Annotated in this window: 11 protein-coding genes and 1 tRNA gene; 4 read left to right on the top strand and 8 right to left on the bottom strand. The window is 36.5% G+C overall.

What is annotated here, in order from left to right; translation table 11 throughout:
- A partial coding sequence (locus tag VNJ50_RS14975) for a DUF4369 domain-containing protein (RefSeq protein WP_325583100.1) occupies positions 1 to 612 on the top strand: 612 nt, incomplete at its 5' end.
- Between the two features lie 92 nt (positions 613 to 704).
- Entirely contained in the window at positions 705 to 3,020 is a 2,316-nt protein-coding gene (locus VNJ50_RS14970; RefSeq protein WP_325583099.1) for a transglycosylase domain-containing protein, read from the top strand.
- Between the two features lie 68 nt (positions 3,021 to 3,088).
- Here the strand turns inward: VNJ50_RS14970 and VNJ50_RS14965 are convergent.
- The 5 genes from VNJ50_RS14965 to idi all read right to left on the bottom strand — a co-directional run bounded on the left by VNJ50_RS14965 (position 3,089) and on the right by idi (position 5,495).
- Positions 3,089 to 3,162 (bottom strand) — tRNA-Thr (locus VNJ50_RS14965).
- Positions 3,163 to 3,218: 56 nt separating this feature from the next.
- Complete coding sequence (locus VNJ50_RS14960; RefSeq protein ID WP_325583098.1) at positions 3,219 to 3,488, bottom strand: hypothetical protein; 270 nt, start codon at positions 3,486 to 3,488, stop codon at positions 3,219 to 3,221.
- A 75-nt stretch (positions 3,489 to 3,563) separates the two neighbouring features.
- On the bottom strand, positions 3,564 to 4,535 hold the full coding sequence (locus tag VNJ50_RS14955) for a type I phosphomannose isomerase catalytic subunit (protein WP_325583097.1): 972 nt from the start codon (positions 4,533 to 4,535) through the stop codon (positions 3,564 to 3,566).
- Positions 4,536 to 4,560: 25 nt separating this feature from the next.
- A complete protein-coding gene (locus VNJ50_RS14950) occupies positions 4,561 to 4,971 on the bottom strand; it encodes a 6-carboxytetrahydropterin synthase (protein ID WP_325583096.1) in 411 nt (136 codons plus the stop codon).
- A gap of 2 nt (positions 4,972 to 4,973) precedes the next feature.
- Positions 4,974 to 5,495: an isopentenyl-diphosphate Delta-isomerase gene (gene idi, locus VNJ50_RS14945; protein ID WP_325583095.1), complete on the bottom strand. Its 522-nt coding sequence runs from the start codon at positions 5,493 to 5,495 to the stop codon at positions 4,974 to 4,976.
- A gap of 125 nt (positions 5,496 to 5,620) precedes the next feature.
- On the opposite strand from idi, the gene VNJ50_RS14940 reads away from it, so the two are divergent.
- Both VNJ50_RS14940 and VNJ50_RS14935 read left to right on the top strand, forming a co-directional pair.
- A complete protein-coding gene (locus VNJ50_RS14940) occupies positions 5,621 to 7,210 on the top strand; it encodes a peptide chain release factor 3 (RefSeq protein ID WP_325583094.1) in 1,590 nt (529 codons plus the stop codon).
- Positions 7,211 to 7,415: 205 nt separating this feature from the next.
- Positions 7,416 to 7,646, top strand: a complete 231-nt coding sequence (locus VNJ50_RS14935) for a (4Fe-4S)-binding protein (protein WP_325583093.1) — start codon at positions 7,416 to 7,418, stop codon at positions 7,644 to 7,646.
- A 68-nt stretch (positions 7,647 to 7,714) separates the two neighbouring features.
- Here VNJ50_RS14935 and VNJ50_RS14930 read toward each other — a convergent pair whose 3' ends face one another.
- From VNJ50_RS14930 to rpoB, 3 genes are all read right to left on the bottom strand, one after another.
- Positions 7,715 to 8,032: a DUF3467 domain-containing protein gene (locus VNJ50_RS14930; protein ID WP_325583092.1), complete on the bottom strand. Its 318-nt coding sequence runs from the start codon at positions 8,030 to 8,032 to the stop codon at positions 7,715 to 7,717.
- 84 nt (positions 8,033 to 8,116) lie between these two features.
- Complete coding sequence (gene rpoC, locus VNJ50_RS14925; protein WP_325583091.1) at positions 8,117 to 12,418, bottom strand: DNA-directed RNA polymerase subunit beta'; 4,302 nt, start codon at positions 12,416 to 12,418, stop codon at positions 8,117 to 8,119.
- A gap of 120 nt (positions 12,419 to 12,538) precedes the next feature.
- Positions 12,539 to 15,397: DNA-directed RNA polymerase subunit beta (gene rpoB / locus VNJ50_RS14920; protein WP_325583090.1), on the bottom strand; the 2,859-nt coding region annotated here is incomplete at its 5' end.

Below are 15,397 nucleotides of genomic sequence, written 5' to 3'. Positions count from 1 at the left end.
AACGTTAAAGATTTAAAAAAGGGAACCGTTTATCTTCAAAAAATTGAAGACACCTTACTCGTATCTATAGATTCAATGAAAATTAACGGGAATTCGCAATTTGAACTTCATACTTATTTAGATAGCCCGGAAGTACTTTATCTAAAACTGGACAAACAAGATGAACAGGTTGAATTGATTCCTTTTTTTGCTGACCAAGGCATTACAGAAATCCAGACCACTCTCAAAAATTTCTTTATAGATGCAAAAATCACAGGTTCAAAACAACAACAAAAACTAGAAGAATATAAAGCGATTATGTCTCGATTCCAAGACAAAAATCTCGAATTGATCATGTCAAATCTAGAAGCTCAAAAAGATCAAGATTCCGTTCGAATCGATTCGGTTTTAAAGGCTCAAGACAATCTTATCATCCGAAGATATTTGTACACGATCAATTTTGCAATTAACAATAAAGACAGCGAAATCGCCCCATATTTAGCTTTGTCAGAAATTCCTGATGCAAATATCAAGTATTTGGATACTATAAATAATGCCTTAACGCCACCAATCCAATCATCTAAATACGGAAAGGAATTACAAAAGTTGATTGATCAACGAAAAAAAGAATAAACTCCAACTTTTTCAATCGCGATATGTAGTTACCTCAAACCAATTGAAATACCTATCAAAAATATGCGTTACATCATAAAGACATTTAAAATATGAACGCTAAAAAAGTTAAACTTCTTAAATGGGCCAAAAGATTAAGCTTCGGTATAGCTGTTCTTTTGGCTCTTTTTATAGGTTTCTATGCAAGTATCTATTTTGGACTTTGGGGAAAAATCCCAAATAAAGAAGAACTTACGCTACTCAAACAAAGTCAGGCTACACAAATTCTGGATGCTAATAATGATTTGATTGGAAAGATTTATGTTTATGATCGTCAGTCCATCAACTACTCCAATTTTCCTCAACATTTAATTGATGCCTTGATTGCTACGGAAGATGTGCGATTCTATGAACACAATGGTGTGGATAATAAAAGTTTATTTCGCGTGTTTTTTAAAAGTATCCTGATGTCTGATGATTCATCCGGTGGCGGAAGTACCATAACGCTACAGCTTGCAAAAAACTTATTCGGAAGAAAAAATCATGGCTTTGGAGGCCTTGTAATCAATAAAATTAAAGAAAGTATTGTTGCCAAACGCATAGAAAAACTTTATTCCAAGGAAGAAATTCTGACCTTATATCTCAACACGGTTCCTTTTCCTGATAACACCTATGGGATTGAAAGTGCCTCCGAAAAATTTTTCAATTCCCACACCAAAGATTTGACTTTGGTACAATCCGCTACTTTAATCGGATCACTTAAAGCCAATACAAGCTATAATCCTAGGCGTTATCCTGAAAAATCACATATCAGAAAAAATGTGGTCGTCCAACAGATGAAAAAATACGGTTTCATCACTGATGAACAAGCTGAAAAAGCGATAACTGAACATATTGTCATCGATTATCAAAATTATTCGCCAAATGATGGTTTGGCACCATATTTTAGAGCACAGGTAAAAAAACAATTGGACAGTATTTTAAAACTGGAAAAGTACCTTAAACCTAATGGCGAAATGTATAATATTTACCATGACGGCTTAAAAATCGAGACCACTTTAGACAATACCATGCAACGTTATGCCGAAACTGCAATGAAAGAACACATGACCGATTTGCAACGTCAATTTGAAAAAGCATACGGACAAAATGCGCCATGGCTGAAAGGAAAACCAGCGTTTGAAGCTGCCAAAAAACGTTTAAAAAGCTATCAAAAATATAAATCTCAAGGACTATCTGACAAAGCCATTGAAGATTCCCTAAAAAAAGAACAACCCACCGATTTGTTTTCTTGGGATGAAACTACTGTAAAATCCATGTCAACCTTAGACAGTTTAGAATATTACTCTAAATTTCTTAATGCCGGATTGGTTTCTTTAGATCCTTTGACCGGAGCAATAAAAGCTTATGTTGGCGGTATTGATTATAGTTTTTTTCAATATGATCATATTGTACAAAGCAAGCGTCAAGTAGGCTCAACATTTAAACCTATAGTATATACTGCTGCCATAGAAAACGGAATGGCACCATGCACCTATTTTCCCGTCAAGGCAATCACGTATACCGATGTCAACAACTGGCGTCCTACAAATACTGGGGATATTGAGGACGAAAATTACTCACTCCAAATGGCACTTAGCAACTCGGTAAATACCATTGCTGTAAAAGTGCTTTATGAAACTGGAATTGAAAAGGTGATTGAGCAGGCCAAAAAAATGGGCATTCAAAGCACTATAGAAGCTGTTCCTTCCATTGCTTTGGGAACATCAAACTTAACCCTTCTTGAAATGGCGAAAGCCTATTCATCCTATGTTAATAACAGTATGCCTTCAAAACCGATTTTCATCACCAAAATTGAAGATAAAGATGGGCATATAATCGCATCTTATAAAGATCTCAATCCGAATGAAAAAGAAAGCGATAAAGCTTTTAGCGATGACACACGACAGATCATGCTCGAATTTATGAAAGCGACCATCAACGAAGGAACAGCCTCAAGGTTACGGTCAACTTACGAATTAAAAAATGCCATTGCAGGCAAAACAGGAACTACGCAAGAAAACAAAGATGGATGGTTTGTTGGGATTATGCCAAAATTGATTACTGTTACTTGGGTTGGAAATGACAATCAGCAAATTGGTTTTAGCACGACGAGCATGGGTCAAGGTGCCAATTCTGCATTGCCCATTTTTGCAAAATATTTACAAAAATTAAATGCCGATCCAAAATATAAAAGCATTACCTCTGCATCTTTTGAAACGACATCGCAAGAAGTTTTGGATGCCTTGGATTGTAACGCCACAAAAGCTGACGGATTTTTTAAACGTTTGTTTGGAAATCACAAAGACGAACAGAAATTTGAAAAGAAAGAAAAAAGAAAAGAGAAAAAGAAAGGTGGCATTTTTGGATGGCTAAAGAAAAAAGATTAGCACAAAATACTATTTTACAAACTACTATTTATTAAAAAAGCCTCCCAAAAATTGAGAGGCTTTTTTTGAGCCGATAGAGGGACTCGAACCCACGACCTGCTGATTACAAATCAGCTGCTCTAGCCAGCTGAGCTACATCGGCAAAAGAGAGTGCAAATATAATCCTGAAAATTAAATATGCAAATCTTTTAAAAAAAATTAGTTCAATCCGTTGATTTTTTCAATCAACGCGTGACCTTTTGTTTCCAATTCAGCATTGATCGCCTTAAAGTGTGCTTTTTTGTTTTCAACACCTTTCGCATTCACTTTCTCAATCAATTCATCAAATGTATTGATGGCTTCATCAACAATTGCCTCTACTTTTTCTGCGTCCTTACCTGAATTTGCGTAATTCAACACATAAGCCGCTTCAATAATATCACCTATAACATAATTAATGTCTTTTTTTAGGTCTCTAACATTTGCCATTTTTTCTATTTTTAAAATTTTTACAAAAGTAATCAATTATTTAGTTGCACTAGATATTGGATTAAATAATTTTAATTATACGTAAACTTCCAATAATGTAGCATCATTTGCAATAATTTGATAAGAAGATATCGCAGCGGGAACCAATAAGGTTTCTCCTTTTTTAATCACTTCAGAATAAGTTTCGGTTTTAATCTGAGCTTCTCCTTCCACACAAATATAAATCACAAAGGAATCGTGCGTATTCTCCTTTTGAATTTCTTGGTCAACTTTTAAATAACTGGTTGTAAAGTATGGACAACTTACCATTTCATTGGATTGGTTGGGTTTTTTAGAATATTTAACCCTAAAATTGTTGGGCATATCAAATCCTATGGCATCAATAGCCAAATCCGTATGCAATTCGCGCTCGTTATCAAAATCATCTGTTCTGTCCCAATCGTAAATACGATAGGTAATATCACTTGTTTGCTGAATTTCAGCAAGCATTACTCCTGCTCCAATAGCATGCACACGGCCTACTTCAATAAAATAAGTATCTCCCGCTTTAACCTTATCAAAATTAAGGATTTGTGGAAGTGTTTTCTGTTCAAGATGCTCAAGATAAAGCTCTGTTGTCATCTTTTGATTAAAATCGACAATCAAATTTGAATCTTCATCGGCTTGCATAACATACCACATTTCTGTTTTTCCAAACGAATTATGGCGTGCTTTTGCCAATGCATCATTAGGATGCAATTGAATGGATAAATCCTGCTTGGCATCAATAAACTTAATCAATAAAGGAAATTTATCGCCAAATTTCTCATAGTTCTTTTTTCCGATCAATTCATCTTTATAAAGTTGCAACAACTGTTTTAAAGATTGATTTTCTAAATTCCCATTTGAAACTATTGACGTATCGCCTTCAACATCGCTTATTTCCCAACTTTCACCAATATTAGGTAACGACGACTCCTTCTGCAAAATGGTTTTTAATTTTGTGCCGCCCCATATTTTATCTTTTAAAATAGGTCTGAATTTTAACGGATATAAGGTGTTTTTCAAAGTGCTTAGTTTTTGATAATTTCTTCTAGTTTCCTGAATATGTTACAAAATTACGAGGAGTTTCGTATAGTGTGATCTCCAAGTCGATGGACGGTTTAAGTTTTGGTTTTATTTTCTGATAAATAACGACAGCAATATTCTCTGCAGTTGGATTCAAATTTTGGAAATCCTCAACTTCAACATTCAAATTTTTATGGTCAAAAGCGTCTTCAACCTCATTTTTAATGAGATCCTTCAAAATCTTCATATCCATTACAAATCCCGTTTCCCTATCAATTCGCCCCGTTACACTTACGATCAATTCATAATTATGGCCATGGTAATTGGGATTACTACATTTTCCGAATACTTGCTCATTTTTCTCATCGCTCCAGTCCTTTCTAAAAAGTCGGTGCGCAGCATTAAAATGTGCTTTTCTGCTGACAGTTACTATCATGGTTATACTCTGTTTATATGTTCATAGAATCTATCAAAAATAATTTTAAACCATTCTGTATAAATTTCCGGACGCTTAATAATATCATTTCTCACGTCTTCTAAGGGCATCCATTTCCAATCGGCAACTTCTTCTGGATTGATGGTTGGTGCATCTTCATAATTACCAATCATCACATGATCAAATTCATGTTCGGTCAAACCATTATCAAAAGGAGCTTTATAAATAAATGAAACCGTATTTTCCAACTCGGTCACAAAACCCATTTCTTCCTGCAACCGTCGTTTTCCCGCCTGAATATTGGTCTCTCCGTCACGTTGGTGGCTGCAACAGGTATTTGCCCAAAGCAATGGCGAATGGTATTTATGTGCAGCGCGCTGCTGCAACATCAGTTCGTTTTTTTTATTAAATATAAAAACCGAAAAAGCTCGGTGCAACAAAGCTTTTTCATGCGCTTCCATTTTTGGCATTAAGCCAATCGGCTCGTCTTTTTCATTAACGAGAATTACTTTTTCTTCAGTCATAGCTTACAAAAATACCAACAATAGTTATAAAAAGCACTAATGTTAACTTAAAATTAAAAACGGTTAAGGTCTTCCATTAAATTTACTTTCAATAGTGGTATCTTTGCAACCATTTTAAGCAGAATATGAGTTTTAAATCAGAGATAGACAGACGACGTACTTTTGGTATTATTGCGCATCCCGATGCCGGAAAAACAACACTTACCGAAAAACTACTATTATTTGGAGGTGCCATTCAGGAAGCCGGTGCTGTTAAAAGCAACAAAATTAAAAAAGGAGCAACCAGTGACTTTATGGAAATTGAACGCCAACGAGGAATTTCGGTGGCTACTTCTGTATTGGCTTTTGAATATGAAGGTACAAAAATCAATATTTTAGATACACCCGGACACAAGGATTTTGCCGAAGATACGTTTAGAACCTTAACCGCAGTAGATAGTGTGATTGTGGTGGTTGACGTTGCAAAAGGTGTGGAAGAACAGACTGAAAAATTGGTTGAAGTTTGTAGAATGCGAAATATCCCAATGATTGTATTTATCAATAAATTAGATCGTGAAGGACGCGATGCTTTTGATTTATTGGATGAAATTGAACAAAAACTCGGATTAAGTGTTGTTCCGATGAGTTTTCCGATTGGGATGGGCTATGATTTTAAAGGTATTTATAATCTTTGGGAAAATAACATCAATCTTTTTAGTGGGAGCAGCAGAAAAAACATTGAAGAAACTATTGAAATTTCTGATTTAGAATCCACAGAAATAGATCAATTGATTGGTGAAAAAGCGGCAGCGAAACTTCGCGAAGAAATTGAACTTGTTGAAGGCATTTATCCAACATTTAATCGGGAAGAATATTTAAACGGACAACAGCAGCCAGCATTTTTTGGTTCGGCATTAAACAATTTTGGTGTTCGTGAATTGTTAAATTGCTTTGTAGAAATTGCACCACGGCCAAGAGCCAAGCAAAGTGAAGAACGATTGGTGCAGCCCGACGAAAAAGAATTTACAGGATTTGTATTTAAAATACATGCCAATATGGATCCTAATCATCGTGACCGATTGGCTTTTATAAAGATTGTTTCTGGGATGTTTGAACGTAATAAACCGTATCTGCATGTTAGAAATAATAAAAAAATGAAATTCTCAAGTCCAAATGCATTTTTTGCCGAAAAGAAAGAAATCGTAGATATCTCCTACCCTGGCGATATTGTAGGAATTCATGACACCGGAAATTTCAAAATTGGAGATACACTTACCGAAGGTGAAATTATTAACTACAAAGGCATCCCTAGTTTTTCACCTGAACATTTTAGATATATCAATAATGCTGATCCGTTGAAATCCAAACAGCTTTATAAAGGTATTGACCAATTAATGGATGAAGGTGTTGCACAATTATTTACGTTAGAACTGAATGGCAGAAAAGTCATAGGAACCGTAGGAGCTTTACAATATGAAGTCATCCAATACCGTTTGGAACATGAGTATGGTGCAAAATGTACTTACGAAAACCTGAATGTCTATAAAGCCTGTTGGGTAGAACCGACCGATCCAAAAAACGCAGAATACAAAGAATTTTTAAGGGTAAAACACAGGTATTTAGCAAAGGATAAGCAAGATCAATTGGTGTTTTTGGCCGATTCCCAGTTTTCATTGCAAATGACACAACAAACCTATCCAAGCATTAAATTTCATTTTGTGTCTGAATTTAAATAAGATTTCACTTTTGAAATATCAACCTTTAATAACTTAGCATTTGTTTTAAAGCTGGATAAAAAGGTTTAAACCATGTCATTCGCCGATATTCCATATTATAGTTTGAATTTCATCTAGTTTTTCATACATTTAGTAACGAAACTTAATAATTTCAACTTTAATTTTTATAGCTTTAAAGAGATTGAAACCCCAAATTGATCTACTTATGGAAATAAACGCCAATCAATTTAGTAACCGTGAAATTACTGTTACTTACGACCCAACAGTTTGTACCAACGCTGGGCGTTGTGCAAGAGAGCTCTCAGATGTGTTTAGAAACTCAGTCATCCCGTGGATTGACATTGATGGTGCTTCATCGGACAAAATCATTGAGCAAGTCAAAAAATGTCCGTCTGGAGCTTTAAAATTTTATCATAACCAAAAAATGGCTGTATAAAAAAATCCCTTTGAAAATAGATTCAAAGGGATTTTTTATTGGTTTAAACAACATTAAGTTGATAGGATCTAAGCTTGTCCGGTTGGTCCAAAATTCAATGGAATTGGCGGTTGCTCATAATCTTTGATTTCGCCATGAGAATTTTCAAAGCGCTTCACATTTTCGCCCAAAGCTTTTAACAAACGTTTTGCATGTTGTGGCGTCAAGATAATTCGTGACTTCACCTTGCTTTTTGGGGTTCCAGGCATAATGCTAACAAAATCAACCACAAATTCAGATACCGAATGGTTGATGATAGCTAAATTGGAATAGATTCCTTCAGCTATTTTCTCGTCCAATTCAATATTAATTTGCCCTGGTTTTGGTCCTTCGTTCTGATCGCTCATTTCTATCGTTCTTAATAATAATTTCAGAATGCTTCGCTATTAGGAGTTCTATCTACTAACAGCGAAGTCTCTTGATATTATTTTTTAGTTATAATTAAATTCTTCTTTTGCTTTCATCATTTCATTGAACTCCTCTTTTGAACCTACAATGATATGCTCATAGCGTCTCATTCCGGTTCCTGCAGGAATTCTATGTCCAACAATAACATTTTCTTTTAAGCCTTCTAAGTAGTCAATCTTAGCACTTACTGCAGCTTCGTTAAGTACTTTGGTCGTTTCTTGGAACGATGCCGCCGAAATAAATGATTTTGTCTGTAATGAAGCTCTTGTAATCCCTTGCAAAATAGGAGTTGCAGTAGCCGGTTGTGCATCACGTGCAACAGCCAACTGACCATCTTCCCTTCTTACAATGGAGTTCTCATCGCGTAACTGACGTGTTGTAACAATCTGTCCTGGCTTAAGATTTTTAGAATCTCCAGCATCTTCAATCACTTTCATTCCAAAGATCTTATCGTTTTCTTCAATAAAATCTGATTTATGAACCAATTGATCTTCTAGGAAAATGGTATCGCCAGAATCAATGATTCTAACTTTACGCATCATTTGTCTAACAACAACCTCAAAGTGCTTATCATTAATTTTCACACCTTGCAAACGATATACTTCCTGTACTTCGTTTACTAAATATTGCTGAACTGCAGAAGGTCCTTTAATGTTCAAAATATCGTTTGGTGTAATAGATCCGTCAGATAAAGGCATACCGGCTTTGACATAGTCATTTTCCTGAACAAGAACTTGACTGGACAATTTTACCAAGTATTTTTTAACATCACCTAATCGAGATTCGATAATGATTTCACGGTTACCTCTTTTGATTTTTCCGAAAGAAACTACGCCATCAATTTCACTTACTACTGCTGGATTAGATGGGTTACGTGCTTCGAACAACTCTGTTACACGTGGAAGACCTCCCGTAATATCACCAGATTTAGCAGATCTACGAGGTATTTTGACTAAAATTCTACCTACATTAATCTTTTCACCATCGTTAATCATCAAATGCGCACCAAGTGGTAAGTTATAAGAACGAATGGTATTTCCTTTAGCATCCTCGATATGCAATGTTGGAATCAATTTTTTGTTTCTTGATTCTGAAATTACTTTCTCTTGGAAACCTGTTTGCTCGTCAATTTCTACTTGATAAGTTACACCTTGTTCAATATTTTCATAAGACACCTTACCGGCAAACTCAGAAATAATCACCCCGTTATAAGGATCCCATGAACAAATCACATCACCTTTTGACACTTTATCTCCTGGTTTGCAGTAGATGAACGATCCGTAAGGAATGTTGTGTGTACTTAAAGTGATACCTGTATTGGCATCTACCAATTTGAATTCTGAAGTACGTGAAATTACGACATCAACAGCATCGCCATTGTTATCGGTACCTTTAACAACTTTAAGATCATCAATTTCAGCAATACCGTCAAACTTAACGGTTAATTTATTTTCTTCGGAAATGTTACCTGCAATACCTCCAACGTGGAACGTACGCAATGTTAACTGAGTACCAGGCTCTCCAATAGATTGCGCGGCAACAACACCAACAGCTTCACCTTTTTGAACCATCTTACCGGTAGCAAGGTTACGACCGTAACATTTTGAACAAATACCTTGAGTAGCTTCACATGTTAATGCCGAACGCACCTCAATAGCATCCAATGCCGATCCTTCGATGCGTTTTGCAACTGCCTCATCAATATGTTCACCAGCACTTATAATCAACTCTTGAGTTAATGGATCATAAACATCATTTAATGATGTTCTACCAACCACTCTATCCTCAAGTTTTTCAATGACCTCTTCGTTTTTCTTTAATGCCGTAACTTCAATTCCTCTTAATGTACCACAGTCTTCACTGTAGATAATCACATCTTGGGATACGTCAACCAAACGACGCGTTAAGTAACCTGCATCAGCCGTTTTAAGAGCTGTATCCGCAAGCCCTTTACGAGCACCGTGCGTAGAAATGAAGTATTCCAAAATTGAAAGCCCTTCTTTAAAGTTTGAAAGAATTGGGTTTTCAATAATCTCTCCACCACCTGCGTTAGATTTTTTAGGTTTTGCCATCAATCCACGCATACCAGTCAACTGACGGATCTGTTCTTTAGATCCACGAGCTCCCGAGTCAAGCATCATATATACTGAGTTAAAGCCCTGTTTGTCTTCACGAATACGCTTCATAGACAACTCGGTCAATTCGGCGTTAGTAGAAGTCCAGATATCAATAACTTGGTTATAACGTTCGTTATTAGTAATCAATCCCATGTTGTAATTGACCATAATACCATCAACCTGAGCATTGGCGCTCTCAATCATTTTTTCCTTTTCAGCAGGAATAATAATATCCCCTAAACTGAACGACAAACCGCCTTGGAAAGCAAACTTATATCCCAGATCTTTGATTTCATCTAAAAATTCAGCTGTTTCAGGAACAGACGTTACTTTTAAAATGACACCAATAATATCTCTCAAGGATTTTTTGGTCAATACTTGGTTCACAAAACCAGCTTTTCTTGGTACGGTTTCATTAAAGAGAACACGTCCAACAGTGGTTTGAATAATTTTTGTAACCAACTCGCCTTCGTCATTCAAGTCTTCTACTCTTACTTTGATAGACGCATTTAAATCAACTTGTTTTTCGTTGTAAGCGATAGTAACTTCTTCTGGAGAATAGAACGTTAAACCTTCACCTTTTACTTTTTCTGTATCTGTAGACTTACGCTCCTTGGTCATATAATAAAGACCTAAAACCATGTCTTGAGATGGTACAGTAACCGGTGAACCGTTAGCTGGGTTCAAGATATTATGAGAAGCCAACATTAACAACTGTGCTTCCAAAATAGCTTCTGGTCCTAAAGGTAAATGCACTGCCATTTGGTCACCATCAAAATCCGCGTTAAACGCCGTACAAACTAATGGGTGCAATTGGATGGCTTTACCTTCAATTAATTTCGGCTGGAAAGCCTGAATACCAAGTCTGTGTAAGGTTGGAGCTCGGTTTAAAAGAACAGGATGTCCTTTTAAAACATTCTCTAAAATATCCCAAACTACAGGCTCTTTTCTATCTATAATTTTCTTTGCAGATTTTACAGTTTTTACGATACCACGCTCAATCAGTTTTCTGATGATGAATGGTTTGTAAAGTTCCGCTGCCATATCTTTTGGCAATCCACATTCAAACAACTTTAATTCTGGTCCAACGACAATTACCGAACGTGCTGAATAATCCACACGCTTACCAAGTAAGTTTTGACGGAAACGCCCTTGTTTTCCTTTAAGGGAATCAGACAATGATTTTAATGGTCTGTTAGAATCCGTTTTTACTGCAGACGCTTTACGTGTGTTATCCAATAATGAATCTACTGATTCTTGCAACATACGTTTCTCGTTACGCAAAATTACTTCTGGTGCTTTGATTTCCACCAAACGTTTTAAACGGTTGTTACGGATAATCACACGACGGTATAAATCATTTAAGTCAGAAGTTGCAAAACGGCCACCATCTAACGGCACCAATGGACGTAATTCTGCAGGAATTACAGGTACAGCTTTCAAGATCATCCATTCTGGAAGATTCTCACGGTTTTCATTAGAATCTCTAAAAGCTTCAACTACCTGAAGACGTTTTAACGCCTCTGTTTTACGTTGTTTAGACGTTTCTGTGTTAGCTTTATGACGCAATTCAAAAGATAATTCTGCCAAATCAATTCTTGCAAGCAAATCGATCAAGCACTCCGCTCCCATTTTTGCAATGAATTTATTTGGATCACTATCATCTAAATACTGATTGTCTTGTGGAAGAGATTCCAGAATGCTCAAATATTCTTCTTCAGTCAGGAAATCCATTTTTTGCAATGGCTCTCCATCTACATTTTTAGCATTCCCTGATTGGATTACGACATAACGTTCGTAATAAATAATCATATCCAATTTCTTGGAAGGCAATCCTAAAAGGTACCCAATTTTGTTTGGTAATGAACGGAAATACCAAATGTGCGCCACCGGAACAACCAAGTTAATATGCCCTACACGGTCACGACGTACTTTCTTTTCTGTTACTTCAACACCACAACGGTCACAAACGATACCCTTGTAACGGATGCGCTTATATTTACCACAAGCACATTCAAAATCCTTTACAGGACCAAAAATACGCTCACAGAACAAACCATCTCTTTCTGGTTTGTGTGTTCGATAATTAATAGTTTCTGGTTTAAGAACCTCACCACGAGATGCTGCTAAAACAGACTCTGGCGATGCTAAACCAATGGAGATTTTATTAAATCTCTGTACTGTATTCTTATCTTGTCTTCTTGCCATTTTTTATGGTACTAACAAATTAAAATTTAATTTTTTTCGATTGTATCAAATAAGTTTGAACTTATTTTGATGTATAAGGACAGTTTTAAAACCGTCCCTATATAGATTAATTTCTACAAATTATTCTTCCAATCTAATATCCAATCCTAATCCTTTCAATTCGTGCATTAAAACGTTGAAAGATTCAGGAAGTCCTGGTTCTGGCATCGGCTCTCCCTTAACGATTGCTTCGTAAGTTTTAGCTCTACCAATAACATCATCAGATTTTACTGTTAAGATCTCACGCAAGGTTGCAGAAGCACCATAAGCCTCGAGTGCCCAAACCTCCATCTCACCAAAACGCTGACCTCCAAATTGTGCTTTACCACCTAATGGCTGTTGTGTAATTAATGAGTATGGTCCAATAGAACGTGAGTGCATCTTGTCATCAACCATGTGTCCTAGTTTCAACATATAGATTACACCTACCGTTGCAGGTTGATCAAAACGATCGCCCGTACCACCATCATATAAATAAGTGTGTCCATAACGAGGAATTCCAGCTTCATCAGTCAATTCGTTGATTTGATCTAACGTTGCACCATCAAAAATAGGCGTTGCAAAAGTGCGTCCTAATTTTTGACCAGCCCATCCAAGAACGGTTTCATAAATCTGACCAATATTCATACGAGACGGTACACCAAGTGGATTCAATACAATATCAACCGGAGTTCCATCTTCTAAGAATGGCATATCTTCCTGACGGACAATACGGGCAACAATACCTTTGTTACCGTGACGACCTGCCATTTTATCTCCAACTTTAAGTTTACGTTTTTTAGCAACATATACTTTAGCTAGTTTAATAATACCTGCTGGTAATTCATCACCTACAGAAATTGTAAACTTCTCACGACGCAATGAACCTTGAAGGTCATTTTCCTTAATCTTATAGTTGTGGATCAAATCGGCAACCAAAGCATTTGTGGCATCATCAGTAGTCCAAGTTCCTGAAGTTAAATGCGTATAATCGTCAACAGAGTTTAACATTTTTAAGGTATATTTTTTACCTTTTGGAATGATCTCTTCTCCTAAGTCATTAAAAATACCTTGTGCGGTTTTTCCGTTTACCAAAACAAATAACTTGTCAACCAAAATGGCCTGTAACTCCTCAAATTTTCTGTGGTAGACAGCTTCTAACGCATCAATATCTTCTTTGTCCTTAGCTCTCTTACGTTTATCTTTTACTGCTCTTGCAAACAGTTTTTTCTCAATAACAACACCATGTAATGATGGTGACGCTTTTAACGAAGCATCTTTCACATCACCGGCTTTATCTCCAAAAATTGCTCTTAATAATTTTTCTTCCGGTGTTGGATCAGATTCTCCTTTTGGTGTGATCTTACCAATTAAGATATCACCAGGTTTAATCTCAGCACCTATACGGATCATACCGTTTTCATCCAAGTCTTTAGTAGCCTCTTCTGATACGTTAGGAATATCATTGGTCAACTCTTCGTTACCTAATTTGGTATCTCGAACTTCTAATGAATACTCATCAATATGAATGGATGTAAAGATATCATCACGAACAACTTTTTCAGAAATTACGATAGCATCCTCAAAGTTGTAACCTTTCCATGGCATGAATGCCACTTTCATGTTACGACCAAGGGCAAGTTCTCCTTTTTGCGTAGCATAGCCTTCACAAAGTACTTGTCCCTTTTTAACTTTATCACCTTTGGTTACAATAGGCTTTAAGTTAATAGAGGTACCTTGGTTGGTTTTTCTAAACTTAACTAAATGATAGGTTTTAGTATCGCTCTCAAAACTTACCATAGCTTGCTCTTCAGTACGCTCGTATTTGATAACAATTTCATTGGCATCAACATATTCAACCGTACCGGCTCCTTCAGCATTAATCAATACTCTAGAATCTGAAGCTACTTGGCGCTCTAACCCTGTTCCTACAATTGGTGCATCTACACGCAATAATGGCACTGCTTGACGCATCATGTTAGATCCCATCAAAGCACGGTTAGCATCATCATGCTCCAAGAATGGAATCAACGATGCTGAAATAGAAGCTACTTGGTTTGGTGCAACGTCTGTAAAGTTAGCCGTAGCCGGATCAATTACCGGGAAGTCGCCTTCCTGACGTGCAATAATCTTGTCTTCAATAACTTTTCCTACTTCGTCAACTCTAATATTTGCTTGCGCAATCAGCATATCTTCCTCTTCTTCCGCACTCAAATAAACTGGCTCGTTTTTAATATCAACAACGCCATCCGTAATTTTGCGATAAGGGGTTTCGATGAAGCCCATTCCGTTAACTTTTGCATAAACAGAAAGTGAAGAAATCAAACCAATGTTTGGTCCCTCTGGGGTTTCAATCGGACATAAACGACCATAATGTGTATAGTGAACGTCACGAACCTCAAAACCTGCACGTTCTCTGGATAAACCTCCAGGTCCTAATGCTGATAAACGACGTTTGTGCGTAATCTCAGCTAATGGATTGGTTTGATCCATAAATTGAGAAAGCTGGTTGGTTCCAAAGAAAGAATTAATAACTGAAGACAACGTCTTCGCATTAATTAAATCAATTGGAGTAAACACCTCATTATCACGAACGTTCATACGCTCACGGATTGTACGAGCCATACGTGCGAGACCAACACCAAACTGTTGAGACAATTGCTCACCCACAGTACGCACACGACGGTTAGAAAGGTGGTCAATATCGTCAATCTCGGCTTTAGAGTTGATCAACTCAATAAGATATTTGATAATGGTAATGATATCCAACTTGGTAAGCACTTGCTTATCCATTCCGATATCAAGACCCAATTTTTTGTTCATTCTATAACGACCTACTTCACCCAAAGAATAACGTTGGTCAGAAAAGAATAATTTGTCAATAATACCACGAGCAGTCTCCTCATCTGGCGGCTCCGCGTTTCTTAATTGACGGTAAATATGTTCAACAGCTTCTTTTTC

This window comes from Gelidibacter sp., assembly GCF_035577925.1.
Lineage (GTDB): Bacteria > Bacteroidota > Bacteroidia > Flavobacteriales > Flavobacteriaceae > Gelidibacter.
The sequence above is the reverse complement of the archived record's forward strand: the minus strand, read 5'-3'. Positions and strand labels throughout refer to the sequence as shown.

What these genes read in the sequence shown, in the direction of transcription:
- VNJ50_RS14970 (WP_325583099.1), top strand. Translation starts at nt 705, where the DNA reads ATGAACGCTAAAAAAGTTAAACTTCTTAAATGGGCCAAAAGATTAAGC.
- VNJ50_RS14960 (WP_325583098.1), bottom strand. Translation starts at nt 3,488, where the DNA reads ATGGCAAATGTTAGAGACCTAAAAAAAGACATTAATTATGTTATAGGT.
- VNJ50_RS14950 (WP_325583096.1), bottom strand. Translation starts at nt 4,971, where the DNA reads ATGATAGTAACTGTCAGCAGAAAAGCACATTTTAATGCTGCGCACCGA.
- idi (WP_325583095.1), bottom strand. Translation starts at nt 5,495, where the DNA reads ATGACTGAAGAAAAAGTAATTCTCGTTAATGAAAAAGACGAGCCGATT.
- VNJ50_RS14940 (WP_325583094.1), top strand. Translation starts at nt 5,621, where the DNA reads ATGAGTTTTAAATCAGAGATAGACAGACGACGTACTTTTGGTATTATT.
- VNJ50_RS14935 (WP_325583093.1), top strand. Translation starts at nt 7,416, where the DNA reads ATGGAAATAAACGCCAATCAATTTAGTAACCGTGAAATTACTGTTACT.
- VNJ50_RS14930 (WP_325583092.1), bottom strand. Translation starts at nt 8,032, where the DNA reads ATGAGCGATCAGAACGAAGGACCAAAACCAGGGCAAATTAATATTGAA.
- rpoC (WP_325583091.1), bottom strand. Translation starts at nt 12,418, where the DNA reads ATGGCAAGAAGACAAGATAAGAATACAGTACAGAGATTTAATAAAATC.